Source organism: Paenibacillus pedocola (assembly GCF_031599675.1).
Lineage (GTDB): Bacteria > Bacillota > Bacilli > Paenibacillales > Paenibacillaceae > Paenibacillus_AQ > Paenibacillus_AQ pedocola.
The window spans coordinates 3,244,032-3,269,025 of sequence record NZ_CP134223.1 but is presented as its reverse complement, the minus strand read 5'-3'; the positions used below and the strand labels follow the sequence as shown (position 1 = coordinate 3,269,025).

Annotated in this window: 22 protein-coding genes and 1 riboswitch; of the genes, 4 read left to right on the top strand and 18 right to left on the bottom strand. The window is 49.0% G+C overall.

Annotation, left to right across the window (positions count from 1 at the left end; all coding sequences use genetic code 11):
- Nucleotides 1-333 precede the first annotated feature (333 nt).
- The 7 genes from QU597_RS14200 to QU597_RS14170 form a co-directional block, all read right to left on the bottom strand.
- Entirely contained in the window at nt 334-2,079 is a 1,746-nt protein-coding gene (locus QU597_RS14200; protein ID WP_310833317.1) for an NADH-dependent [FeFe] hydrogenase, group A6, read from the bottom strand.
- Between the two features lie 8 nt (nt 2,080-2,087).
- Nucleotides 2,088-3,965, bottom strand: coding sequence for an NADH-quinone oxidoreductase subunit NuoF (nuoF, locus tag QU597_RS14195; protein WP_310828610.1), 1,878 nt, complete (start codon nt 3,963-3,965; stop codon nt 2,088-2,090).
- A 41-nt stretch (nt 3,966-4,006) separates the two neighbouring features.
- Entirely contained in the window at nt 4,007-4,507 is a 501-nt protein-coding gene (gene nuoE, locus QU597_RS14190) for an NADH-quinone oxidoreductase subunit NuoE (protein ID WP_310828609.1), read from the bottom strand.
- Between the two features lie 25 nt (nt 4,508-4,532).
- Nucleotides 4,533-6,824, bottom strand: coding sequence for a thiamine pyrophosphate-dependent enzyme (locus QU597_RS14185; RefSeq protein WP_310828608.1), 2,292 nt, complete (start codon nt 6,822-6,824; stop codon nt 4,533-4,535).
- 22 nt (nt 6,825-6,846) lie between these two features.
- Nucleotides 6,847-7,839, bottom strand: a complete 993-nt coding sequence (locus tag QU597_RS14180) for a 2-oxoacid:acceptor oxidoreductase family protein (RefSeq protein ID WP_310828607.1) — start codon at nt 7,837-7,839, stop codon at nt 6,847-6,849.
- Nucleotides 7,840-7,917: 78 nt separating this feature from the next.
- The gene (hydE, locus tag QU597_RS14175) at nt 7,918-8,985 is read right to left on the bottom strand and encodes a [FeFe] hydrogenase H-cluster radical SAM maturase HydE (protein ID WP_310828606.1); all 1,068 of its coding nucleotides are present in this window, start codon (nt 8,983-8,985) and stop codon (nt 7,918-7,920) included.
- A 358-nt stretch (nt 8,986-9,343) separates the two neighbouring features.
- Nucleotides 9,344-9,973, bottom strand: a complete 630-nt coding sequence (locus QU597_RS14170; RefSeq protein WP_310828605.1) for an NAD(P)H-dependent oxidoreductase — start codon at nt 9,971-9,973, stop codon at nt 9,344-9,346.
- 132 nt (nt 9,974-10,105) lie between these two features.
- Here QU597_RS14170 and QU597_RS14165 point away from each other — a divergent pair, with 132 nt between their 5' ends.
- Nucleotides 10,106-10,471, top strand: a complete 366-nt coding sequence (locus QU597_RS14165; RefSeq protein WP_310828604.1) for a winged helix-turn-helix transcriptional regulator — start codon at nt 10,106-10,108, stop codon at nt 10,469-10,471.
- Nucleotides 10,472-10,576: 105 nt separating this feature from the next.
- Here the strand turns inward: QU597_RS14165 and QU597_RS14160 are convergent, their stop codons facing one another.
- On the bottom strand, nt 10,577-11,473 hold the full coding sequence (locus QU597_RS14160) for a fumarylacetoacetate hydrolase family protein (protein ID WP_310828603.1): 897 nt from the start codon (nt 11,471-11,473) through the stop codon (nt 10,577-10,579).
- A 176-nt stretch (nt 11,474-11,649) separates the two neighbouring features.
- Between QU597_RS14160 and QU597_RS14155 the strand changes: the two genes are divergently transcribed.
- A complete protein-coding gene (locus tag QU597_RS14155; RefSeq protein WP_310828602.1) occupies nt 11,650-11,871 on the top strand; it encodes a hypothetical protein in 222 nt (73 codons plus the stop codon).
- Between the two features lie 150 nt (nt 11,872-12,021).
- Here the strand turns inward: QU597_RS14155 and QU597_RS14150 are convergent, their stop codons facing one another.
- The 7 genes from QU597_RS14150 to QU597_RS28870 all read right to left on the bottom strand — a co-directional run bounded on the left by QU597_RS14150 (nt 12,022) and on the right by QU597_RS28870 (nt 20,462).
- Nucleotides 12,022-14,280, bottom strand: a complete 2,259-nt coding sequence (locus tag QU597_RS14150; RefSeq protein WP_310828601.1) for an amylo-alpha-1,6-glucosidase — start codon at nt 14,278-14,280, stop codon at nt 12,022-12,024.
- Nucleotides 14,281-14,305: 25 nt separating this feature from the next.
- Nucleotides 14,306-16,168: a glycoside hydrolase family 13 protein gene (locus QU597_RS14145; protein ID WP_310828600.1), complete on the bottom strand. Its 1,863-nt coding sequence runs from the start codon at nt 16,166-16,168 to the stop codon at nt 14,306-14,308.
- Nucleotides 16,169-16,302: 134 nt separating this feature from the next.
- Nucleotides 16,303-16,860, bottom strand: a complete 558-nt coding sequence (locus QU597_RS14140; protein ID WP_054940540.1) for a 5' nucleotidase, NT5C type — start codon at nt 16,858-16,860, stop codon at nt 16,303-16,305.
- A 35-nt stretch (nt 16,861-16,895) separates the two neighbouring features.
- Nucleotides 16,896-17,702 carry a GNAT family N-acetyltransferase gene (locus QU597_RS14135; protein ID WP_310828599.1) on the bottom strand — a complete coding sequence of 269 codons (807 nt, stop codon included), beginning with the start codon at nt 17,700-17,702 and terminating at the stop codon, nt 16,896-16,898.
- 31 nt (nt 17,703-17,733) lie between these two features.
- On the bottom strand, nt 17,734-18,210 hold the full coding sequence (locus QU597_RS14130; protein WP_310828598.1) for a GNAT family N-acetyltransferase: 477 nt from the start codon (nt 18,208-18,210) through the stop codon (nt 17,734-17,736).
- Between the two features lie 166 nt (nt 18,211-18,376).
- A complete protein-coding gene (locus tag QU597_RS14125) occupies nt 18,377-19,798 on the bottom strand; it encodes a flotillin family protein (RefSeq protein WP_236329804.1) in 1,422 nt (473 codons plus the stop codon).
- Nucleotides 19,799-19,820: 22 nt separating this feature from the next.
- A complete protein-coding gene (locus QU597_RS28870; protein WP_502572711.1) occupies nt 19,821-20,462 on the bottom strand; it encodes an NfeD family membrane protein in 642 nt (213 codons plus the stop codon).
- Nucleotides 20,463-20,522: 60 nt separating this feature from the next.
- Nucleotides 20,523-20,694: riboswitch (cyclic di-AMP (ydaO/yuaA leader) on the bottom strand.
- 311 nt (nt 20,695-21,005) lie between these two features.
- Here QU597_RS28870 and QU597_RS14115 point away from each other — a divergent pair.
- Nucleotides 21,006-21,599: a P-loop nucleotide/nucleoside kinase family protein gene (locus QU597_RS14115; RefSeq protein ID WP_310828596.1), complete on the top strand. Its 594-nt coding sequence runs from the start codon at nt 21,006-21,008 to the stop codon at nt 21,597-21,599.
- A gap of 340 nt (nt 21,600-21,939) precedes the next feature.
- Here QU597_RS14115 and QU597_RS14110 read toward each other — a convergent pair whose 3' ends face one another.
- Both QU597_RS14110 and QU597_RS14105 read right to left on the bottom strand, forming a co-directional pair.
- Nucleotides 21,940-23,073: an NADH-dependent flavin oxidoreductase gene (locus tag QU597_RS14110; protein ID WP_310828595.1), complete on the bottom strand. Its 1,134-nt coding sequence runs from the start codon at nt 23,071-23,073 to the stop codon at nt 21,940-21,942.
- Between the two features lie 149 nt (nt 23,074-23,222).
- The gene (locus QU597_RS14105) at nt 23,223-23,795 is read right to left on the bottom strand and encodes a TetR/AcrR family transcriptional regulator (RefSeq protein WP_310828594.1); all 573 of its coding nucleotides are present in this window, start codon (nt 23,793-23,795) and stop codon (nt 23,223-23,225) included.
- Nucleotides 23,796-23,903: 108 nt separating this feature from the next.
- Here QU597_RS14105 and QU597_RS14100 point away from each other — a divergent pair, with 108 nt between their 5' ends.
- On the top strand, nt 23,904-24,131 hold the full coding sequence (locus QU597_RS14100) for a DUF6199 family natural product biosynthesis protein (RefSeq protein WP_310828592.1): 228 nt from the start codon (nt 23,904-23,906) through the stop codon (nt 24,129-24,131).
- On the opposite strand, the gene QU597_RS14095 is transcribed toward QU597_RS14100, so the two are convergent.
- On the bottom strand, nt 24,128-24,940 hold the full coding sequence (locus QU597_RS14095) for an AraC family transcriptional regulator (RefSeq protein WP_310828591.1): 813 nt from the start codon (nt 24,938-24,940) through the stop codon (nt 24,128-24,130). The two genes, QU597_RS14100 and QU597_RS14095, sit on opposite strands and share 4 nt — an antisense overlap.
- Nucleotides 24,941-24,994 lie beyond the last annotated feature (54 nt).

Below are 24,994 nucleotides of genomic sequence, written 5' to 3'. Positions count from 1 at the left end.
CTCCATTTATTTCTCAGTCCAACACTCGGATAAGTATGCTAGTGGGAAAAACTCCACTTAAATGTATCCAATTGCCTCTCAGAAGGGTGTATAGGCCTAATTAGGTGGAGGTTTTCCATTTAATTATCATAAATGTTGAAAAATGAAAGGATTAAGTGGAGATATTCCAATTAAATATTGGATCCTTCTCTTTCTGAAACAAAATAGCTACGAACACCTCTAGTTCCGAAAATGGGCATCTAAACCCTAGAACCTACCCTCAGAACCGACCAACAAAAACCATCTGCCCAGAGCATTACTGACCGACACCTCGCCACTCCGGACACAACTGCCTTAATACTTCGAGCGCACCGTATAATGCGTATGCAGCAGCTCATGGGCAAGATGACCATTCGGTTCGCCCAGAAACTCCTCGTACAGCATTTTGATAAAAGGATTGTTATGCGATTTGCGGATGGTCTGCGCCTCATCTTCGGAATAGATCGCCTTAGCGCGTGCGGCTTTGATATCGATCTGCTCGGAGGTCTTGGCATCTACGATCGGCTGGCCGCCTCCGGTAATGCAGCCGCCGGCGCAGGCCATCACTTCCATGAAGTCATAGCTTTTCTCCCCCCGCTGCATCGCCTCCATTAACTTACGGGCATTGCCGAGGCCGTGAACGACCGCAGTACGAATCTGCTTACCATCCGGCAGCTCAATGGTATTCTCCTTGATTCCAGTCATGCCGCGGACAACGGTATATTCGATCGTTTCGAGCGGTTTGCCAGAGGTCAGCTCGAAAACCGTACGGAGGGCCGCCTCAGCTACACCTCCGGTTGTCCCGAAGATTGCTCCTGCACCGGATCCAATGCCTAACGGATTGTCAAAAGCCTCATCCTTCAGGTTCCCAAAGTCGATCCCGGCTTCTTTGATCATCGCGGCCAGCTCACGGGTCGTCAGTACCCAGTCCACATCCTGCATATTTTCATGAGCCAGCTCTTCCCGTGCTCCTTCGAACTTCTTGGCCGTACATGGCATAATCGAGACGACGACAATATTCTGCGGTTCGATACCGAGCTTCCCTGCAACATAGGATTTTATCACAGCCCCTTCCATCTCATGCGGGGATTTACAGGTTGACAGGTTATCCAGCATATCCGGGAAGTTATGCTCCATAAACTTCACCCAGCCCGGACAGCAAGAGGTCATCAGGGGCAGTTTCTGTCCGCTGCTGAGCCGGGAGAGCAGCTCGGTACCTTCCTCCATAATGGTGAGATCCGCCCCGAAGTTCGTATCGAACACTTTATCGAACCCCAGTCTGCGCAGCGCGGCTACCATCTTGCCGGTAGTGCGTGTGCCGACCGGCATGCCAAATTCTTCTCCTAGCGCAACACGTACGGCTGGTGCAGTCTGCACGACAACATATTTGGCCGGGTCAGCGATAGCATTCCATACATCACTGATGTTCTCATGCTCTGTAAGTGCGCCTACCGGACAAGCCATAATACACTGTCCGCAGTTGACACAGGTGGATTCCGCCAGCGACCGGCCAAAGGCTGTGGAAATCACAGTATCAAATCCCCGTTTGGCGAAGCCTATGGCGCCTACTGTCTGCACCGTGCCGCAAGCACCGACGCAGCGTCCGCAGAGGATGCATTTGGAGGCGTCACGAAGAATGGCCGGTGAAGAATAGTCCTTTTCCCGGCTGGACTGTTCACCGGTATAAGTAACTTTACGGATATTCAGATCATTCGATACGGTCTGCAGCTCACAGCCGCCCCCGCGGGAGCAGCTGAGGCATTCCCGGTCATGATCGGACAGCAGCAGCTCTACAGATGTTCGGCGTGCATCACGGACCTTCTTCGTGTTCGTCAGAATCTTCATGCCCTCTTCTGCAATCAGGGTACAGGAGGCGATAAGCCTCGGCCCGACTTCAACCACGCATACCCGGCAGCTTGAAGAATGGTTAACCCCCTTCAAATAACAGAGGGATGGAATATTAATGCCCTGATCACGGGCTGCTTCCAGCACGGTGGTGCCTTTGACGATTTCTGTCTCGACCCCATCGATCATTATTTTAATCGTGTTCAACCTGATCACTCCTATCGTCAGACTATCGCTACCGCTTTGAACTTGCACACATCGAAGCAGACGCCGCATTTAATGCAGGTTGCCTTATCGATGACATACGGTTCCTTCACTTTGCCGGAAATCGCATCGCTTGGACATTTCCGGGCACAGAGACTGCAGCCGCGGCACAGCTCAGCATCGATTTCATAGGAGATCAGGGATTTGCAGACACCGGCCGGACATTTGCTGTCCGTAATATGAGCCATATATTCATCGCGGAAATATTTAATGGTCGACAATACCGGGTTGGGGGCAGTCTGCCCTAACGCACAGAGAGAGGCGTTCTTAATCTGCAGCGACAGCTGTTCCAAATTCTCGAGATCCTCCATGGTCCCTTTGCCTTCGGTAATCTTATCGAGCATCTCAAGCAGCCGTTTAGTGCCTATCCGGCATGGTGTGCACTTGCCGCATGATTCGTCACGGGTGAAATCCAGATAGAACCGGGCGACATCCACCATGCAGGTGTCCTCATCCATAATGATCATTCCGCCGGAGCCCATCATGGAACCCAGACTGGTCAGTGTATCAAAATCTATGGTACAGTCCAGATGCTCTTCAGTCAGGCAGCCCCCCGACGGGCCTCCGGTTTGCACAGCCTTGAATTTTTTGCCGCCGGGAATCCCGCCGCCAATTTCAAAGATGACCTCGCGCAGCGTAATGCCCATCGGAACCTCAACCAGTCCGGTGTTCACAACCTTGCCTCCGAGTGCAAACACCTTGGTGCCCTTCGATTTCTCGGTTCCGATACTTGCGTACCACTCTGCGCCGTTCAGAATAATCTGTGCAATATTAGCAAGCGTTTCCACATTATTGATGATTGTCGGCATCCCCCACAATCCTTCAACAGCCGGGAAGGGAGGCTTCGGTGTCGGCATCCCCCGGTGGCCTTCAATGGAGTGAATCAAAGCGGTCTCCTCACCGCAGACAAACGCCCCCGCTCCAAGGCGCACATCAATGTTAAAGGTGAAGCCGGTGCCAAAAATATCATCGCCCAGCAGCCCGTACTCTCGCGCCTGATCCAGCGCTTTGGTAAACCGCTGTACCGCGATAGGATATTCTGCTCGGACATAGATGAACCCCTGGTTCGCGCCAATGGCATACCCAGCAATGGCCATCGCCTCGATGACCGAGTGCGGATTGCCTTCCAGGATCGAACGGTCCATGAAAGCTCCCGGATCACCCTCATCGGCATTGCAGATGACATACTTCTGCGGTTTGTTCTGTTTGGCCGCGAACTCCCACTTAAGACCGGTGAGAAAGCCGCCGCCGCCGCGTCCCCGCAGCCCGGACTGCTTAACCGTGTCAATCACTTGCTCGCGGCTCATCGTCGTAAGCACCTGAGCAAGCGCTTTGTAACCGTCACTGGCAATGTACTCATCTATGACTTCGGGATCAATGGTACCGCAGTTGCGCAGCGCGATCCGCACTTGTTTTTTATAAAAGTCCGTTTCCTCAAAGCTCAGAATTTCTTCGCCATGCCGGGTCTTTTCGTATATTTTCTTGTCATAAGGCTTGCCGTTCAGCAAATGCTGCTCCACCAGAGCAGGAATATCCTTCACCTCCACCCGGCTGTAAAAAATACCTTCCGGATAGACGATCACGACTGGTCCCAGCTCGCAAAGGCCGAAACAGCCTGTTCGTACGACCTCCACCTGGCTCTCAATCCCGTGGCTGGATATTTCCTGCTCCAAAGCTGCGATAATTGTATTAGAATCCGAGGATGTGCATCCTGTACCGCCGCACACCATCACTGATCTGAATGTAATGGACTCGCCGGAGGCCCCGGTGATTCTCCGGTTATCCAGACGGCTCTGCGTAAGCGTGCGGATAGCATCAAGATCCGTTAACAGCTTCATGCCAATACCTCCCGTTAAAAATGTGCGTGAATTGCCGGGAATCACTTGTACTCAATAAGAATTTTCGGCACGGCATTAGGCACTAAACGTCCATGCACTTTCTCTCCGATGGTCATGACAGGGGCGAGCCCGCAGGCTCCCAGACAACGTGTCGCTTCTAACGTAAATTTATTGTCCTCTGTCGTTCCTTGCACAGGAACCTTCAGCTCTGTACTGAGACGGTCCAGCACCGCTTGAGCCCCTTTGATGTAGCAGGCTGTTCCCATGCAGACATGAATCACATTCTCTCCTTTCGGAGTCAGGGAAAAGAAATGATAAAACGAAGCTACCCCATAAATTTCACTTAAGGGCAGGTTAAGCTCTTCCGAAACCACCTGGAGCACAGGCTCCGGCAAAAAGCCGTATATATCCTGTACTTCATGAAGTACAGGGATCAAAGCGCCCTTCATGAGTTTGAACTGCTCGATGGCATGTTTCACTTTCTCCAGCCTCTCATCGGCTTCGGCAATGTCGGCGCTTGAGCAGGTTTGTTGGTGTTCCATTTAGGCAGGCTCCCTTCAATCAAGATTAGAGCAGCGCGTTTTCATGTCTGAGCTTCAAACGGTTCCAGCGGCGTTCGATTTCATTTTCAAAATCCTGCAGCAGCTCGGTATCCTTCACCAGATGTTTCGTTTTGCCCATACGTTTCAGCCAGTCAACCGCCGGGATCCGCTTGCCCTTCTCTTCCGGATTATAGGTAATGCGGGTAATCCCCTGTTCAATCTCATACAGCGGGAAGAAGCAGGAATCCACAGCCGCCTTCACCAGCTCATTGCCTTGGTCATCCGGTGTTTTCCAGTTGAGCGGGCAGGCGCAGAGGATTTTGCCGTAGGCCGTGCCCACGTTATTCGCATACCACTGGGCTTTAGCCGCTTTTTGCAGAAGATCCTGAGGATTGCTCTCCACACCGGTAAACACATAAGGAATATTGCAGGCAGCCAGTATTTGCGCGGTGTCTTTGTGGTGGCCTTTTTTACCTTTTTGCGCTGAGCCGACACCTGAGGTGCTGGTCATGTGCCCCATCGGCGTGCTATAGGACAGCTGGGAACCGGTGTTCATATAGCCTTCATTGTCGTATTCCAGAATGATCATTTTATGGTTGCGCAGGGCTGCGCCAACGGTCGCTCCCATCCCGATATCCATACCGCCGTCACCGGAGACCATCACAAAGGTAACATCATCAGCAACCTGGATTTCCCCGCGCCGCTTCAGCTCATAGAAAGCATCCACCATCCCGGCCAGTGTAGCTGCACCATTCTGGAAGAGGTTGTGCACAAAGGTCTGTTTGTGTGAGGAATACGGATAGCTTGCCGTGACCACATACGCGCAGCCAGTCTGGAACAATACGACCATGTCACCCTCAATGCCTTTGAAGAACAATTCCAGGGCAGAAAGTGCTCCGCAGCCGGGGCAGGCGCCATGTCCGGGAGCTAAACGGTGAGGCTTCACAGTCAATTGCCGCAGCGGTGGCAGCTTCACTTTGAGCAGGCCCGTTTCTTCGTTTTGGGTTACCTGTATCAGTCCGGTTCTAAATGCATTGCCATGCATCGGTTCGATTACCGGCGCGAGTGCGTCTTTTTCTTCACCGGGATAATAGCCGTAATAGTCAAAAGGTTTCTCCGCACTGCCTTGCTCCGCTGCATCGATGGCCAGCTGGAAGAAAGCAGCTGCATCATCCGCATAGAAATCCTTACCGCCCAGGCCAAAGATCCGCGAGAGGATCATGGTTTTGTTGTCCGGATCAATTTGCAGTGCCGAGCGGATTTCATGGGTCAGATTGCCGCCTTGTGCACCATAAGAGTCCGCACGTTCGCCAACAAGCAGGGCCTTGACATTCTTAAGCGCAGTACGCAGCTCTTCTGCCGGAAACGGCCGGATGATATTCGGACGGATCAGCCCTGCTTTGATCCCTTTTGCACGCAGTGCATCGACGGTATCCTTGGCCGTCTCTCCCGCAGAATTGAGCAGGAACAAGGCATATTCCGCATCTTCCATCCGGTACAGATCGAGAACCTTATATTCACGTCCGGACAAAAGCGCATATTCCCGGGCTACCTCACTGTATACTCCGCCGGCCTTTTCAAGCGCTTCGGACAGCTGATAATGGTTGTTGAGCAGGTCATCACCGCCCATATGCGCACCAATGGTCACCGGCCGGGACGGGTCAGATACATTCGCGTAGGCGTGGTTCGGATTCGGTCCTACAAACTGCTGAACTACAGCGTTATCCTTGAAGTACTTCACTTTGCGTTTTTGATGGGAGGTGAAGAAGCCGTCATAAGCTACAATTACCGGCAGCCGGACTTCCGAATGCTCGGCAATCCTGAGTGCCATAATGTTCATATCGTATACAGCCTGCGGTGTGCTGGCTGTCAGAATGACCCAGCCGGTATTCAGGCCGTAATACAGGTCGGAATGATCGCCGCGGATATCCAGCGGGCCGCTGACCGCACGGGTAACAAGATTTAGGACCATTGGAAAGCGAGTACCTGACTGGGTAGGCAGCTGCTCCAGCATATACAGAAACCCTTGCGAGCTGGTGGCGTTGATGACCCGTGCCCCAGCCATAGCTGCGCCATAGCAGATGCCTGCGGAGCCGTGTTCGCCATCCGCTGCAACGAGCTGAATATCATGCTGCCCGCGGGCCTTCATCTGATCGAGATATTGGGCCACCTCAGTGGATGGAGTGATCGGGAAATAGCCCATCATGTGGTAGTTGATCTGTGCGGCTGCTGTAGCCGCCATCTCATTGCCGGATTCAAAGCATGTGACCTGCTCGGCAGGTACAGCATCAGATAATTTATTTTCACTAACAGCCATTAGTAGGTTCCTCCCTCTTCATTTAACAGAACACTTGGGCAACACGGTTCAGTTCAGCATAGCCGGGTTCTTCGCGGAGGCTGGTCAGCGCATCAGAAGGGCAGGCTTCAACACATTTCAGGCAGCCCTTACAATATTGATAATCAATGCCCCGAAGAACCTGCTGCAGGCGGCCGCGCTTGTCTTCTGCCGATTCCCATACGAAGCAATAGTCAGGGCAGACATTATCGCAGGCAGCACAATTGATGCATTTAGCGGCATGAAACTCCGGCAGCAGCCCGGCGCGGGAACCGCCCAGATCCTTAAGAATGCTGTTTCCCTGTGCGGCGATCACTCCGCCTGGCAATTGCGTTTTGTAACCAAGCAAGGATTGTACACGTTTGAAAGGTTTAATCTGCGAACCTTCCGGTACGTCATAGGTTTTGAATTGCACCTCATTGTAGCCCCGGTCGAAAGTACGGAGGTTGGGCTCCACAAGCTGCGGATATTTCTTCTCGAACGTTCTGCGGATAACGGTACGCATCGCTTCGGGATCGAGGAAATCACAAATACGGAACATCGCGCCAAGCATCGCGGTGTTAATCTTGGTTCTCTCTTCAACGGCTATCCCCATGGCATCAATCAGGGCAATTGTCCCGGATTCAATCTTCAGACTTGAACGTACTTCATCGAAGTCGCGGGTTGTATTGACCAGGACGACCCCGTCTGGCTGCAGGCCGCTTGCCACGTTCACAATCTTGTACAGAGCCTCGTGGAAAACCGCGATCAGATGCGGCTCTTCAATCGGACTATGATCTCTGATTTCAATCTCCGGATCACAGAAGCGGACAAAGGTTTTCACGGGGGAGCCTTTTTTCTCAGAGCCGTAGGAAGAGAAGTTAGCGGCGTTAAAGCCCAGTTCGAGCGCGCCGGTCTCCGCAAGCATTTTTCCTGCCAGGTTGGCGCCAAGTCCGCCGATGGATTCAAGCCGGATTTCAAAGAAGCCGAGTGCATTTTTCTTCGTCAAAGTAGACAACTGGTTTCCTCCTTTGTAGTGCTGCTGAATTCTATACACCGTAAGTGAATTGTTTCACTTACTTTCTTATAAGAAAGCTCACCTTGCGGATTCTTCCTTAGATAAGCGGGGAAAATTACAGTGGTCGCCGCGGCTCAGCTCCAGCTTGTATCCGGAGACGGCAATCCGCATCTCAATACAGCTCCGGCAATGCGCGGGATCATCGCCCATACAGATTTTATGCTCATAGAGCGCATATTTGCGGCGGACCTGCAGCGGGGACAGAATTGGCATAACCACGTTCGCTCCTGCCGCAATCGCTTTTTCCCGTCCAACAGGATCAAGTGTGCCCATAGCAGTGGTAGCTGGCATTAAAGCATCGGGAACCATTAGCCTTGCCATGGCTATCATGACCAGAGTGTCCTCTACTGTTCCGCCGGCAGCCTCTTTAAGCGGTGTTGCACTATGAGGGATAAACGGGCCGATCCCGATCATTTCCGGACGGAACTCTTGCAGGAACAGCAAATCTTCGGCAAGATGCTGATAGGTTTGGCCGGGAAGCCCCACCATAAAGCCGGCCCCAACCTGATAGCCGATCTCTTTCAGCACACGCAGGCAGTTCATGCGGTTGTCATACGACATACCGGGATGCAGCGACTCATAGAGCGGACGCGATGCTGCCTCATGCCGCAGCAGATACCGGTCAGCGCCTGCATCATACATTGCACGATAAAAGGCTTCACTTCGTTCGCCGACTGACAATGTAACCGCTGAATCGGGAAAAAGTCTTTTCAGATTTCTGACAATCGAGACCATCGCTTGCTCTGTAAACCGGAAATCCTCCCCGCTCTGCAGTACAAACGAACGATATCCAAGCTGATAACCCTCTTCAGCACACTCAAGAATTTCTTCCTCCGTCAGCCTATACCGCTGGGCCAGAGAATTGGATCTGCGCAGACCACAATACATACAATCCTGTTTGCAGAAGTTTGAGAACTCAATTAAACCGCGGGAGTAAACGCTTTCAGCATAATACTGCTTGCAGGTCTCAGAAGCTAAAAGATATAATCGTTTCTTAAGGTCGGGGGTTAAATGCCGGAGAAACCAGATGATTTCATCTGCTGTGAGAATATGCTGTTCAGACAATTTGCTTAATAGGGCGTCCATCGTACAACTGCCTCCATCCCTCACGGCAGACCGAAACCAGCCACTCCACTGACTGTTTCCCTTCTACAAAAGCTTACGCGAGAAGAATTACTCTAGACTATGCAGCACTCCATACTTAAATTCCGGGTTTTGTCTGCTTGTTTTTGATCTTTTTGCGAATTGTTGAAAAGATTATGCATATCGGATATTCCCACAGGATTTGTGAGATATCTAACGTTTTCCGGTATAGAAAAAAGGATGGACTACTGTCCACCCTTGTAGTAAATATAATTTTTCATAGCCATCCGTTACCCAAAAGGTCAAAAAGGGGCCGGTTATTGTCTTACAGGTCCCAGCGCTGCATTTGGAACAGCCTTTGTTAGAAACGTTTGGCAACTTCCTTTGCATGTGCAATTGCTTTTTCTTTTACAGATAGAGCCCGATCTGATATTGCCGTTCCTTCCACAAATATCGCCTCAATCGATATCCCATAGAAATTCAAAACCTTTTTCAAATAGCTATATCCCATTTCAAGTGGAGCAAGAGGACCCTCCGTATAAACGGAGCCGCTAGCTTGAATGTGCAAGGCTGTCTTGCCGGGCAACAGGCCCACAGGGCCATTGTCAGTATATTTGAATGTCTTCCCCGGAATTGAAGTCGCATCCGTGTATGCTTTCAAAATTGGCGGGATCGAGAAATTCCACATCGGGGAAACATAAACGTACTTATCAGCGGCCACGAATTGATCAACAATCACCCCAAGACGGTCTACTTTTGATTTCTCGGCATCCGATAGTTGGATGAACGATGAACCCGACCGAAGCTTTTCCCACCCGTGTAAAACATCCGCATCGATTGGCGGGATATTCTCTTTGTACAGATCCAAATGAACAATTTCATCTGCCGGATTTGCTTCACGGTACGCTTCAATAAATTCTTCTCCTACCGCGAGGCTATAGGATGCCTGAGAATCAAGAGGATGTGCGGTGATGTACAGTACTATTGCCATTATTAAAACTTCCCTTCTATGATCAGAGTAATAACACTTTCATGGTGATCATAATATATTTACTTTCTTTTGATAAGTAGGAACAATAATGTGGTATAGTATGAAAAAAGGTACTGTACGGGAGGCTAAAGTATGCAAAAGAATCCTGACCAATGTCAATTCGTTGTGACAATGGAGTCGATCGTCGGCAAATGGAAGCCGAGTATCATTTATCATTTGCTTCAAGGTAAACCCTTACGGTTCAATGAACTAAGAAGATTGCTGCCCAATATCACGCAAAGGATGCTTACGCTCCATCTGCGCCAATTAGAGGAGGAAGAGATCCTTTCCCGAGTCATTTATCCGCAAATTCCGCCGAAAGTGGAATACTCCATCACGGAATACGGCATGACTCTGGCCCCGATTATGGAAGCCTTACACCAATGGGGAGTGACTCATATCGAACGAAAGAAGCTTGGAGAAGCGAAAAAAGAACAAATACCCGCATCCGACGATTAAGCTGCGGAAAGAAGGAATAGCCCATTTAAATAAGCCATAACTCTGCTGGAACGCAGATGATTATGGCTTTGCATTTTTATTTGATATATATTGCAGCTCACAATTTTACACAGTGATAGTATTAGTTAGCCTACCAAGCTTTTCAATCTCCACGGTCACGATATCGCCAGACTTCAGGAATACCTGCTGCTCCGTCGGGTAGCCGAGTACCACACCTTCCGGTGTACCAGTCAGAATTATGTCCCCCGGTTCGAGCGTCAAATGCTGTGAGATGTAGCTGATAATCTCATCACAATGGAAGATCATATCCTCCGTGTTGGAGGATTGACGGGCTTCACCGTTAACCGCACAGGAGATCCTCAGGTTATTCGGGTTCCCGACTTCATCGGCAGTAACCAGATAAGGGCCTACGGGAGCGAATTTATCACAGGTTTTACCTAGCAGCCATTGCTGGGTCCGGAACTGCAAATCACGGGCTGACAGGTCATTCGCACAGCAGTACCCGAAGACATAATCCAGCGCTTCCTCTTTGCTTACATTATAGGCTTTACGGCCAATCACTATGGCCAGTTCCGCTTCATAGTCTACTTGCTGCGAGGCTGCAGGCAGAGGTACAGTCTCCAGATGTCCAGCCAGCGCATTATTGAATTTGCTGAATAGAATCGGCGTCTGCGGGATCGCTGCCTTCGTTTCTTCCGCATGCTTGCGGTAGTTCAGGCCTACACACACGATTTTTCCGGGGCTGGTTACGCAGGGCGCAAAGGCCAGCTTGGATTCATCTAGCAGCTGCAGCCTGCCATTAGTATCATTTTCAGCCAATTGTTGAAGGTTCAGCAGTCTTTTAAGGATTTCTGCGCCTCCGTTTATGACGTCCTGAATACTTAATTCCGCAGTTTCCTCTAGTCCATAGACAACCGAAGCATCTGTAACGTCCAGTATGCCGTTATCCGTATGTATTCCCAGGCGGTAACCGCCGTTTTGAATATAGCTAAGCAGCTTCATAATATCTTGTCTCCTCTCGCTAATGTTATTATATAGCTAATCTCTAACAAGATTATCATACACAACCCCGAAAAATAGCAAATCGCATTTGTGAATTGATGCACATGCACGTTAATAGTATAATTCTAGTAGTGAATAAGCCTTTGTACAGGTACATCCAATGAGGAGGAAGCATCATGGAAGAAGTACGGATTCAGAAAAATGACCGTGCAGTAAGCTTTAGAGTGATTGAAGATGTCGGGGAATATATCGTATTTGATATGTCAATGACCGGCCCCGCCCGGAATCGGACGAGTTATAGCGGTGGTGTTTTTCAAGAGGCATGGCAGGCAGTTGAAGCTATTTTAGGGGAAATCAGCATTCCTGAGGAACTCCGCAAATACGCACACAGATTCTAACAAACGGCCCCGCATAGGGGCTTTCTTTGTAAATAGAATCGTAAGCCCCTGTTCTCATAAGCTGACGGATCCACGCAGCGGAATTTAGGATTACCTCCCAAAAGACCAGCCTTATAAAGGCTGGTCTTTTGGGTCTCCAAACATATCCGGTTATTCCTCTGTACCTACAACCGTTGTACTTTCCCGTTGCATTACAGGATGCTTCTCTAGTGCAAGCGGCTCTGCAAAATGCACACCCGCAAAGAGCTGGTCACTGTGCAGCTGCTGCTCTATTCTGTCCTTAGAAGGTTGGACGGTTAGCTTCCTGATGATTTCTCCGCGCTCGTTCACAAGTTCAATCTCAAGCTCCAGCCCTGTCCGGCTTAGCCGTAGCTCAGCTCCCGCTTCGGCCTCAAGCTCCAATTCGGCAAACGGCGCAATATCGATCACTGCCTTAAGTTTAACTCCCTTGAAGCGGTAGATATACCGCTGCTCGCTGCGATTTGCTGAATATTCAGCCTCGAGTGTTCCTTCTCCAACTTTTACATGAAATTGGAGATCCGTTATTTCCTGCGGAATTCGCGGAGCAAGCAGAACCTTGTGATGGATCATATCAGGCCGGATGCCCAGGAAATACTGATACCATACACGCAGCTGCTCTGCATTGGACCAGGCCTGAAGATAAGCCCCAGTCAGTTTAGCCCAATTCTCTCCTTCGTGCGGGTAGGCATCCAGGTTTTCACTCAGCCCGCCGACGACCCCAAGATGAAGCGCCTGCCAGTTCATATTATGGAAGAGCTTGTATGCGATTTCTTCCTGCCCGGATTCTATCATGCGCTGCATGGCTATGCCGTTCAGCCAGGTCCACACGGTGCCGTTATGATAAGCTTCATCTTTATGATACTTCTCTGTCAGGTGGAAGGGATGGAAGAACGGGTGCTGCCGGTCAAGGGAAGCAACGCCCCAAGGATATACCAGCTCCTCCCATGCGGTACGGACTGCGGCAGCTTTAAAGTCACGATCTTCGAACATGTCAAAAGCAAACAGCTGGTTCGGACGCAGAGAGAACTCCGGCTCGTCAGCAGCATCCAAACGATCCGCCAGATAAGGATGTGACGGATCGCGGAAATCCCGCTCGAAATTACTTTTTAACCGGTCAGCCAGGCTTCCCCACTGCTCTGCATTCTTCTGATCGCCCATATATTCGGCAAAATACACACCCGCCCGCAGCTGGTGATACCAAAGGGCCTGTATATCATTGGCGCGGGTTTCTCTTGGAGAGTAAGAGTTCAAATCAGCATCCCGCGCATCCATCCAGGTCTCATTGTCGTCATGGGTAAGATAGCCTTTGGCATCCACCCAGTGCTTGAGCGAACCCTCGATACTGCTGCGCACCGCCGGGTACAGCTTATTAATAATCTCTGTGTCCCCGGAATATTTTACATAGTCCTGCAGCTGGATAATAAACCGCGGTGTCCCGTCGGTGGTATGATAGTCGATATTCTCCGGTGCCAGGATATTCGGAACTCTGCCGTAATATTTTGAAGTCTCATCGGTGTTCTGGTATTCGGCAAAGGACATGAGAATATGCTTAGCCGTTTCAAACTGGCCGCTGACCAGTACCGCACCCGGAAGAGCGATGAACTGATCGCGTCCCCAGTATTCATTGAACCAGGGCAATCCGGCATAGATCCCATCGCCCTGTTGTCTGGTTACGAGCTGATCCATAGTTAAGCTGAGCCAGTTCAGTGCGAGGGTCAGCTGTTCGTTACTGCTGTTTATATAAACATTTTGCTGTAAAAAATCCTCCATACGCTTTATGCGCTCAGACTTCAGACGGTTTGCGTGCGCTTCAGTATCCTGAATTAAGGCTGCTGCTTCAGCTTCTGTCCGGGCAGCGGAAATGTAGAATCCCCCGGCTTCGGCTTCTGTATGGAAGACCTTACTCAGCAGCGATAACGGACGGGCATTACGGGGACGCAGGGCAATTACCCACTCCCCTTCCATTGCCTTGAAATATGCAGTATTCCTGCTGAGCTTCAAATACTCCAGCTCTTTCCCTTTTAGAGCAATCCCAATGTCTTGGCCTGCCCCGCTCAGGCTCACCTCAAGCACATTCCGGTAATCAAACAGCCACAGCTCTTCAGTCAGACTGCCGTGGGTGCGGATCATGGAATAGGGGCTGACCTCAACTGCAGCTTCCTGATCATCCAGCTCCTGATGGTCTGCATACAAGGTGTACCCGCCAAAGAGCCGGTTCTTCGCAACGTTCAATCCCTCAAAATAAGCGTGTTCAGGATGATCCGTTACATGGGATTGGGTAAAGTAATAGGCAGCTTCTTTATTGGTAAAAGAGACTGCGCGGTTGTCCTTCCGTTCAACGGTCATCGTCATTTTTTCCAGAATAGACCGTTTCGTACCTGATGTCATGACTGTTCCTCCTGCATGATTTAGTTTACTCCGCTGCCAGCAGCCTGAACGAATGAGATTCCATACGGATTTCCGCAGCGGTTTCAACCGGCTGATCATTGTACAAATCTCTCATTTTCCGTCCTTGTAATTCGCTAGGGAGCCCAATATCAGCTGGCTCGCTGGAATTATGGATGAGTACATACAGGGTTCCGCTGCTGCTTTCTTTTTTGTAAATCAAAGTATTAGTTGCTCCCCCTGCTGATAACCACTCGATATCAATCGCCTTAAACAGCGGATTCTCCTTGCGGAGCCCGATCAGTCTGCGGATCGTCTGATATAGCGCCAGATTCTGCTGCTCCGGCTTCCAAGGCATACACTGACGGTTATGATGTTCGTCTCCGCCCAGGCCAACCTCACCGCCATAATAGATGCTCGGAGAACCGCCATAGGTCAGCAGGAAAACATAAGGAAGCTTCACCAGCTCCGGGTCGTCTCCGCAAAAGTGCAGAATCCGCGCGGTATCATGGCTGTCGAGCAGATTGAACATATTCCGCGCCACATGCTTAGGATAGCTGACCAGCAGCTGATTGATGGCATTCACAAAATCCTCAGCAGTATACTGCTCCTGTTCCGGAAGATTCGTCCCGAAGTAGCGGGTAACCGGTCCAGTGAACTCGTAATTCATCACCGCATCGAACTGGTCACCCTGCAGCCACGGATTCGAATAGAGCCAGTTTTCACCGAGAATATAAATGTCTTTGCGGATGGCCTTGATCCGTTTCCGGAATTCCCGCCAAAAATCATGGGAAACTTCGTTCGCCACATCGAGCCGCCAGCCGTCAATATTATAGTGTTCCGTCCAATAGACAGCTGCGCTTATCAGATACTCCCTTGCCGCAGGATTGGCGGTATTCCACTTGGGCATCTGCTCCGTATACGCAAACGTCCGGTAATTCAAATGCTCTCCGAAATAATAGCCTTCCCTGGCCGCAAGCGCAGTGTCAGGTACCACTGGTTTGTCCGCGTCCAGGATATAGAAGTAGTCAAAATAAGGCGAGCTGCTGCCGTGCTTCAATACATCCTGCCAGAACGGATGCTCATAGCCGCAATGGTTGAACACCGCATCGAGCATGACCCGTATCCCCCGCTTGTGCGCCTCTTCTACCAGAAGGCCCAGTTTATCATTGTCACCGAAATGCGGATCAATCTTGAAATAATCTTTCGTATCATATTTGTGTGAGCTTGGCGAATCAAAAATAGGTGTGAAATAAATGCCGTCACAGCCCAGATCCCGGATGTAGTCCAGTTTTTCAATGACGCCTTGCAGATTTCCGCCGAACTTTTTATGAACGCCGTCCAGCTCATCACTGCCCCATTCCAGTAGATCTTCCCTATCTTTCGCATCCTCTTCAGCAGAACCCCGGTTGAACCGGTCCGGAAAAATCTGATACCATACCGTATCCTTTACCCAAGTCGGCGCCTCATACAGATCTTCTTCCAGAATATAAGGATAATAGAAATAGTTCGTGTGATCCTTAGGTGGTGTCCAGTCTTCGGGAAGCGGAACGAACTGCTGGCAGCCGGCAAAACAACACTCATGGCCGTCATTCAGCACAAAGCCATACTTAATTCTTCTCCAGTTAAAGCCCGGGAGCTCGGCAAACCAGCAATCATGATAACGGGTAACATACTCCTTCTTCATCTCCACATGCTGCATTGTATCAATAGCAAAATCATAGACATGCGAATCCTTGGCTACCGGTTTCCAGTTGAACGGATCAATAGCCAGCAAGGTGACCGACTGGATATCATCTTTTTTCGTTTTAATGCGGATATGCAGGGTCTCCGAATCATAGGCGTATGACAATGCCCCTTTAGGTTCATGAATAAATGCCGCTAAATCCATAGCAGTACACTCCTCACAGCGGAAATTTGAGCTTAACTTATACGTTTAAGTGATTTAAGTATAAAGTCCCTGCAGGCGGTCTGTCAATCCACGCCCGGCAGGGTTATAGGGATCATCCATTCAACTATGTATGGCTACGATTGTAGAATTTCATCAATCCGCTCCTTCGCACCTTTCCAGGAGGTCATAAGCGGGAACGCATATTCTTCCCGTGCTCTCAGATTCCATGGATGCGGAATGCACAGCACTTTCTTGCCCTCCTGTACAGCAGGGAGAAGATTATGCGGACCATCATCAATCAGCAGATCGAAATTGATCAGATGCTTCCGCTTGCAGGTAAAGAAGTTATCAGCCGGGATAAACGGCATATGCTTCTGCAGCCAGTTCCATTTTTCTACGACCGTTTTCGGTACAGCTGCAGTCACAATAATAACATCATAAGCATTGTGCAGCTTCTCCATCTCTTCAACCACATGCTCATCGAACAGCTCAAGCTCCTCATACAGACCCGGTCTTCCAAAAAAGATATCCATCGTGCTGTCCGGATGGCGCAGGTGGTCACTGTTCCAGTCGAACATATCCTCGTAGCGTAGCAGATGGGTTGGGAATTCATTATTGTTATGATAAATCGCCCGCTTAACGAGATGGCAGATAGTATCATCCATATCGACTGCGATAATTGGTTTTCTCATAGATTGTCTCCTATTTCTATATTCTATTTTTCTGTTCAGCCCCATACTGACCGTGTCCAGGCGATCTGGAAGCCCGCACGCTCCAGATTATTCTGGCTGGTAGACCCGAAGCTGGCCTGTGCAGCAACAAGCTGACAACCCGCAAAATGAGCTTCGTACAGTCTGCGTTGTATCAGTGCGGTTTGTATACCACGGTTCCGGTATTCCGGCGCGGTCGCAGCCAGCGTGCAGGAAGCTATACTCCCGCTAATATGCATCACTGCTACTCCAGCCGGCACATCATCAAGCGTAGCCAGAAACAGCTTCCAGCCCGGTCTATTCAGTAGTCCAATATTATTGTTCATGAAATGAGGTTTGGCAGATAGCGGCATCCCGGAGCCCAGGCAATGAATTTCGGCAAAAGAGTCAAATTCAGACGGCTGCGTTATTTCAGTAATCTTTATATTAGACTGTGACGCAGGCGGTTCTTGCTTAGGTAGCCCGTATAGCACAGAATGAAAGCCTGTTTGATGCAAGCCCTTTTCTGCCAGAGCTGTGAATAGCCTGGAACCGGAACGGACCGGATCGATATCGATCTGAAAGGCCCGGTCTCTGGACCGGTAGAACTGAAGGATAGCCTCCAACTGATCACTATCTTCATCCGAGAGTCCTTTAACGGAATTGAACAGTGCCCAAGGCATAGTCCTGATGTAAAAAGCAGCAGCATTCCCGAAACGTGCAATCTCCACTCCCTCCGGATTCCCTTTCCGCTCTAGGATGGATTGAATTCTTGATGTGAGATAGTCTGTCTCAGACTGCAGGATTTGTGCAGCAAGTGTGCGGGTCAGGACTGGAAGTTCCACTGGATTCACCTCCTCCATGTTAATACTCTAGCTAGCTTAGATCCTTAATATACCAGGCGTCACAGGCAAAATGCTCAGATCCGGCAAGCGGCTCCGCCAGCAGTGAGAAGCCCTGCTTCTGATAAAAGCGGTTCGCTGCGGCCATGGTCTGCAGCGTTTCCAGGTAACATTGTTTATAGTGGAGCTTGGCGAAATCGAGAGCAGTCTGTAACAGCTCCGAGGCGATTCCTGTACCTCTGGTTGACGTAGTGAGGTACATTTTCTGCAATTCACACACTTCATCCGACCCGTCAAAAGCGGCGATTCCACAGCCTCCCAGCACTTCCCCGTCTTCTTCTACAATCCAGTAAGCCCTGTTCTCTGCTGCATTGTAATAGCTGTAAAGATCATGCATGCTCGCATCAGCCCAGGCCAGCCCGTCACGGTTGCCTCCGTATTCAATCAGGCATTCACGGATAATCCGTTCGATTGAGCCGTTGTCTGAAATTTGAATCGGTCTTATGTTCATCTGTATTCTGCCCCCAACAATCCTAATCTGTTTTATTTTGCTATTATACAGGATTCAACAGACCTGAACTACTGATCCCGGCCGAAACAAACGAAACCAGCCCTGTACGGCACGAATAGCTATCGCCGCTGTACAGAGCTGGTTTGAATAATACTTCGATAATGGATTACTGTTCTTTATTTCTGCCGAGCAGCCCGCTAATCGCCTCGGTCACGTTCATACCGGTTAGCGTCTGAGTCAATTCAGGAATCTGGGTCATGATTTTGGCGATATCTCCGGTAATTTTGTTCACGCCGGATGAAGCTCCATCCTGTGAAATCACTGTAATCTTATCAACCTTAGCCAATGGGGACGCGATTTTCTCAGCCAGCTCAGGCAGAACCTTCAGGAATTCTACTGTGAGCGCGGCTTGCGTGAACTGTTTGTATGCTTCGGCTTTCTTCTCCAGTGCACCTGCTTCCGCCGCTCCAGCCAGTTGAACAATTTCCGCGTTAGCCTTACCCTTCGCCAGCTCTGCTTCGGCCGTTGCCAGCCCGCGTTTGGTTGTCGTGGCTGCCTCAGCTTCCGCTTCAAGAATTTGCCGCTGCTTGGCTGCTTCCGCTCTCATAATCGTAGCCTGGTTTTCCGCCTGAGCAGGCTTGATTACCGTTGCCTCCAGCTCCTTCTGTCTGAGCTCCACTTCGATTTCCCGGACTGTCCGGTTGGCTTCCGCTTCCATCTGCGTTATTTTGACCTGTTCAGTAACCAGCGACTGCTTGATTTTGTTCTGCTGCAATTCGTACGCAAGATCCGCCTGGGCTTTCTTCACTTCTGTCTCCAGCTTAAAGTCTGCCTGCTTAATGTTCAAATCCTTCTCGAACAGGGATTCCTTGGCGCGGGCAGCGGTTTCCGCTTCAATGGTGGCCTGATGTGCATTGGCTTTGGCAATGGAGGATTCTTTCTCAGCCTCCGCTTGTTTAATCTGAATATCGCGTTCTGCTTCCGCTTTGGCAATGCTGGCATCGCGGCGGATGCGCTCAATTTCCGGAACCCCCATATTGTCGATGTAGCCTTTGTCGTCGGTAATTTTCTTAATGGTGAAGCTGACTACTTCCAGCCCCATCTTATCGAGGTCTTCCGAGCAGGTTTCCCGCATCTTGCTGTTAATTTCGTCAGGTGTCTTAAGTATCGATTCTACCGATAATTGCCCGATTAAACCGCGCAGATGACCTTCCACTGAATGCAGGATTATCGTCTCGCGGTCTTCTTCCGGCCGGTCGATAAACTGCTCGCTGGCAGTCAGAATAGCGGTAGGATCACTTTTGATCTTAATCTGAGCGACTGCCTCCAGGTTGAGCTTGATGCCTTGCCGGGAGAACATTGCCTGCGCCGGGATGACATCAAAGCTCATCAGCATCATAGAGATCGTTTTATTGTTCTGGAAGCCGGGGATGACGAATGTCCCGCCGCCCTGTACCACTCTTTTTCCGCCAAGGCCGTACACAATCATCGCCTGATTGGGCGGAACCTTTTTATAAGAATTCACGATACTGAACAATGCAAGCAGGATAACTACAACAATTGCTGAGATTAAATAAAGAAGAACCATAACATTCGACACTCCCCGTTATTTATAATTGTCCGATTTCACTCTCAAAGAGAGTTACTGTTGCTATTCCTTTATCCACCTTCAGAATAATCACCCTATCGCCCTTGGTGAGCTGCTGGCCGGCTTCTGCCCTTACTCCTATGGATCGTTTCGTTCCGTGCAGCACATATTTCATTTCCCCAACCGCTCCATCCAATGCAGGAATACTGATGTATCCAAGTAGACCCGATGGATCATAATCCATTTCATTCATGCTGCTGTCATACCGGGTCATCACCCGGGCCAGCACTACATACATCAGACTGCCCACCAATAAGGCAACCACGGTGCAGATCAGCACCACTACAAGCATAGTCATCACGCTAAACCGCGTCAGGACATAACCCGTACCACCCCAGACTGTGACAAATACCATCAGCGGAAGTATAGGCACAAAACCCGGACCTCCAGCATCACCGCCTCCAACATGCATATGACTTGCCAGACCATGCCCATGAAATCCGCCGCTTAGGAGAAGCAGTAGTCCTACCCAGAAGCAGACGATAAATACAGTAACGATATCAATCCCCCCTTTGTAGCATTTGCGATAGTATTTAACACTCTTTCTTACGTTGTTATAAGACTTTTTGTCTTTATACAGAACGTTTTTTCTTCCTGCTTGCACAGCAAAAAGACCACAGAAGCGGCAGGGCTCTCCGTGGTCGGTTAATCGATCATGGCGCTCATCCTCTCTCTTCGAGGCTTACGGGGTTAGCTGACGGATTCGGGCAGCGAGATTGCCCTACCCTGCCAATGAGCTTAGCAAGGATTCACCCCGGGTGGGCCGCAGCGTCTTATCAGCAGCGTTCACCATTGGTTCCCCCGTTCCCGTTAACGGAATTCAGCCATTTGAGAACAGTTATATTATTCGGTTGCTGATTTGAATCTTACGCCTGTGTTCGTTTAATGTAAAACGTCCCATATGGAATAAAAAGCCAAATAATGCCGTCTCTTCACGAATGAAGGCGTATTCTTTGACTTCGCTCTTAAGCGCCCGATGATTTGCTCATTTTTACTCCATTTCTCGCAAGCTGTCCCATCCGGCCAGTAAACACCGCAAAAAACATCCCCGGATCTGCGCTCTTTTGATTTCCAACTGAAACGGCAAGCATGTTACGATAAGGTAGCTGGAATTCATCTTGACTCAGATCATAAGGAGCCTATTACAATGAACAAACTTGTCTTTTTCCTGGGTCCGGCAGGTGCCGGTAAAACTACATTAGCCAAGGCAGTTGCTTCCCGCCGCAAAGCCGCCTTTTTCGACATGGATATTTTATTAAGGCCTGCGGCAGATGCAATTATGACTATGCACGGGCTAGACCCCACAGACAGGGATTCCGCCGAATACAAAAGACTGTGCCGCGATCTGGGATACCGGATCACCATGGATGCCGCTCTCGATAATCTCGGCCTGGACAGCGATGTCTACGTGGTTGGACCCTTCACTAAGGAAGCAGCGGATCCTGGCTGGATTGAAAGCGAGCTGAAGCGGATCGGCCTAACACTGCAGGACGTTCTAGTCAAAGTCGTGATGGTCACATTAGCTGACGAGGAGCTTTTCCGCAAGCGAATACAGGGCAGGCATTCTCCGCTGGATGACTGGAAGTTCCGTCATTGGGAGCTCTTCCGCTCGTCACTCGGCAGCCGCACCCTTGCATGGCCTTTGCCGGAAGCAAATGTAACGCTGATCGACAATTCGCATCCTAATATAGCGGCTACCGCTGAGCAGGTAGAGCGGTTTATTTACAGTGATAATAATTAAAGAGAATGGACGTAAAACTTATATTCCCATAGTAATGCTTATCTTCAAATTCTCCTTACTCTCAATCCAAAAACAGCTACCCCAAGTTAACTCGGAGGTAGCTGTCGGTATTATATAGATAATATTCGGTCGATAAAGTATCGTTGATATAAGGGGGCTATCTGACAGAGCCAGATAAGCATTAGTCCCTTCTTTAAGCTCAGCAAGCTTCTGCTCAACAGCCGCAATTGCATCGGCTTCAGCAATTCAATCTAACGGTAGCTTATCTCCTTAGGAGTGCCTTCGTCAGGCTTGTCTCGATCACCACTTGTTTACCGCCCATCGGCTCCTAGTTGCGATATTATTCTTCGATTTTAAACCATGGGCCTGAAGCTTTAATTGTATTCCATAGTTTTTGAGGAAGCTCAAGCTCGCTTACCTTTGAAATCCTAATGGCTGTCTCAATTTCTGCTTCCTTATCATCCTGAACTTTTTCTACCCAGTCAGGATTCATAATCAACGTATGTCCAACAGCTGCGAGGGTTAATCCTTTATCCAATACGGCTGCAACATCATCTGGAGTTACCATAGAACCAGCAGCCATTACTGGCAATCTACCGTTTACATATCCCACTATTAATTCAAGATATGTTTCTTCATTTTGACTATCCACCGGCTTTGATGTGAGAGCATCCGTAAGTGAAGCATGCACATAATCCACACCTTCTGTAATCAGACGATCAATCAATGTATAGGTATCGTTCATTCGAAGACCACCTTCCATGGGTTCGTCAGGAGAAAATCGGTAGCCGAGAATAAACGGTTTTGTGGCATGCTTTTGAATTACAGATTTCATTTCATGAATGACAGCCAACGGGAAACGCAAACGATTTTCTAGCGTCCCTCCCCATTGATCCTCACGTCTATTGAAGAATGGAGAAAAGAAGTTTTGCAGCAAAAACCCATGTGCACCATGAATTTCAACGCCATCAAATCCTGCTTCAATGGCTCGTCTTGTTGTTTCTCCAAATGCACGAATTACGTCCAGGATCTCATCCTGAGAAAGTGCTCTCGGTAAAACTGAAGGGGCAAAGGCCGTAGCCTCAGTCTCTACAGCGCTTGAACTCACTACATCCCCATTTGGAGTCAGAGCCGGCAGTGCTTTATTCCCTGCATGGAAAACTTGAAGAACCGCAGGAGCTCCTCCACTTTTCGCCGCATCGGCTAATTTTCGTAAACTTGGAATAAATGTATCATTATAACCTGCAAACTCATGTGTAAAACCTATACCGTTTGCTTGAACATGCGTACATCCTGTAATAACCAGTCCTACACCGTTTACTCTTTTTTCATAATATCTCACTTCTTCATCTGAAATCGTGTAATCGTCATTACTGGCCCACGTAGTCATAGGGGACATAACAACCCGATTTCTAAGAGTGATTCCATTATTGAGCGTAAATGATTCCATTAATTTGTTATATTTTGCGTTCATTTTTTTACCTCTTTCATTTTTAGGTTGGATTTAATATTTCTAAATCGAACATTCGTTAAAATAAACGTTCATTCGATTAATAATGAGCTTTTAAATTTCAGAGGGATTGATTCTTCATGCTCCAATCCAATTCCCTCTGAAGGTCTAAATTATGCTTTTAAAGCATCCCATGTCATCTGAACGATCTCGTTCAAGCTTTCTTGTCTCAACTCTAATCGGCCGCCAAAATATTCTTTAATATATTGCATCACCGGGTTAAACATAAACATATGGAGCAGGCTCGTATCCACTTGTTTGAACACATTTTGGCTTTTGCCTTTTTCAAATAATTTAATGAGCGGCTCAAAATATTCCAATCCTTCATTCCGAGACAATTTATCAAGAAGTGGTGAGTTTGAAAACTGCTCCAGAAATAAAAACTCATCTTTATGCGTCAAAACAAAATCAATATATTTTCCTAACGCATGTTCAAATGCTGTCTTTAACGGCATAGAGTCATCGTAATCATAAAATACTTCCAGACTCATTTCTTTCTTTATATTCAAATATAATTTGTTCAGCATATCCTCCTTGTTTTCAAAATATACGTAAATCGTTGAAGCAGATACGCCGGCTTTTTTCGCGATCTTCGACATCGAAGTTTCCGACAAACCATGTTCATTTATCAACTGAATTGATGCATTAAAAATACGTTCGCTTTTATTCTCATCTTTATATCTCATGCGCCTATAATAAACGACCGTTCGATTAATGTCAACTCGTCTTTCGTGTTGTTCATTTAAGCAACATTTTCCAACTGTTCCCGTATAACCATTAAAGGAGCTGATCTTATGATTGTCACAGGAATTTTTTTGCTTATTATTGGTCTGGGGATAATTGCCTGGGGTCTGTATATCCGTAAGAATCCTACCTTTGGCTGGCGCATGAATGAAGGATGGAAAGTGAACGGTGATGCTGAGCCAAGCAAAGCCTACATCGATTCAAGAACGTTCTTAGGTGCTGTGGCAATATGGATAGGAGCATTTTTTATCGCCTTGGGTATTTTACAGTTTATTTAATCCAAACCATGCAGCTGCTTGAACTGCTCCGGCTTCATTCCGGTTAATCGTTTGAATACGGCGCAGAAGTAGCTCGCGTTCTCAAAGCCTGTCAGCTGTGCGATTTCGTACAGCTTTTTTTCACGTTCCTGATACATCAATTGCTTGCTCCGGTTAATGCGCTGCTTATTGATATAGGTTACCGGCCGGTCATGAACCGTACGCTGAAATAGCCGGCACAGATATTGCGGAGAAACAGAGATTACCTCAGACAGCTCTTTTAAGGTCAATGTCCGGTGCAGATGAAGTTCAATATGCTCCAGCACCGGTTTGATCCGCACAAGCTCATCCTCCTTATTCGGGGCGGGAGGCAGATTTCTTTTCAAATCCAGTAGCAGCGAGTACAGCAGCTTGGAACGTTCCAGGTTCACCTCGAGATCGTTGCCTCCGGGCAGCAGCAGCATTTCCTTAAGCGGACCGAGAAGTTCAGGTTCTCTTAGTCTCCAGACACCTGACTCGCGAATGCCCGCGTAGGACAGCATCCCTCCGGCCTCTCTCCCCTGAAAGGAGATCCAGGCCAGCTCCCACTCCCGGCTAACCGGCATGTAGGAATGCGGAATATCCGGAAAGGTAATGAATATATCTCCCGGGCCGACAATCTGCCGTTTATCTTTTATCGTCAGCTCGCCCTTGCCGTCCAGAATCTGATGCAGCTGATAATCCGGAAACCCTGCCAGGCGTTCAGTCTCTTCCTGGTGTTCCCAATATCCGATCGTTGTAGCGTACAGCGGCAGCTGGACCATATCATCCGTCTCGCAAAAAACCATCATGCTCTCCAAGTCTCTTCACCTGTTTCATATATTGTTATATCACTATAATATCCT

Coding starts and splice junctions, on each gene's coding strand:
- nuoF (WP_310828610.1), bottom strand. CDS start 3,965: ATGAAGCTGTTAACGGATCTTGATGCTATCCGCACGCTTACGCAGAGC.
- nuoE (WP_310828609.1), bottom strand. CDS start 4,507: ATGGAACACCAACAAACCTGCTCAAGCGCCGACATTGCCGAAGCCGAT.
- QU597_RS14185 (WP_310828608.1), bottom strand. CDS start 6,824: ATGGCTGTTAGTGAAAATAAATTATCTGATGCTGTACCTGCCGAGCAG.
- hydE (WP_310828606.1), bottom strand. CDS start 8,985: ATGGACGCCCTATTAAGCAAATTGTCTGAACAGCATATTCTCACAGCA.
- QU597_RS14170 (WP_310828605.1), bottom strand. CDS start 9,973: ATGGCAATAGTACTGTACATCACCGCACATCCTCTTGATTCTCAGGCA.
- QU597_RS14165 (WP_310828604.1), top strand. CDS start 10,106: ATGCAAAAGAATCCTGACCAATGTCAATTCGTTGTGACAATGGAGTCG.
- QU597_RS14160 (WP_310828603.1), bottom strand. CDS start 11,473: ATGAAGCTGCTTAGCTATATTCAAAACGGCGGTTACCGCCTGGGAATA.
- QU597_RS14155 (WP_310828602.1), top strand. CDS start 11,650: ATGGAAGAAGTACGGATTCAGAAAAATGACCGTGCAGTAAGCTTTAGA.
- QU597_RS14150 (WP_310828601.1), bottom strand. CDS start 14,280: ATGACATCAGGTACGAAACGGTCTATTCTGGAAAAAATGACGATGACC.
- QU597_RS14145 (WP_310828600.1), bottom strand. CDS start 16,168: ATGGATTTAGCGGCATTTATTCATGAACCTAAAGGGGCATTGTCATAC.
- QU597_RS14140 (WP_054940540.1), bottom strand. CDS start 16,860: ATGAGAAAACCAATTATCGCAGTCGATATGGATGATACTATCTGCCAT.
- QU597_RS14130 (WP_310828598.1), bottom strand. CDS start 18,210: ATGAACATAAGACCGATTCAAATTTCAGACAACGGCTCAATCGAACGG.
- QU597_RS14125 (WP_236329804.1), bottom strand. CDS start 19,798: ATGGTTCTTCTTTATTTAATCTCAGCAATTGTTGTAGTTATCCTGCTT.
- QU597_RS14115 (WP_310828596.1), top strand. CDS start 21,006: ATGAACAAACTTGTCTTTTTCCTGGGTCCGGCAGGTGCCGGTAAAACT.
- QU597_RS14110 (WP_310828595.1), bottom strand. CDS start 23,073: ATGAACGCAAAATATAACAAATTAATGGAATCATTTACGCTCAATAAT.
- QU597_RS14105 (WP_310828594.1), bottom strand. CDS start 23,795: ATGAGATATAAAGATGAGAATAAAAGCGAACGTATTTTTAATGCATCA.
- QU597_RS14100 (WP_310828592.1), top strand. CDS start 23,904: ATGATTGTCACAGGAATTTTTTTGCTTATTATTGGTCTGGGGATAATT.
- QU597_RS14095 (WP_310828591.1), bottom strand. CDS start 24,940: ATGATGGTTTTTTGCGAGACGGATGATATGGTCCAGCTGCCGCTGTAC.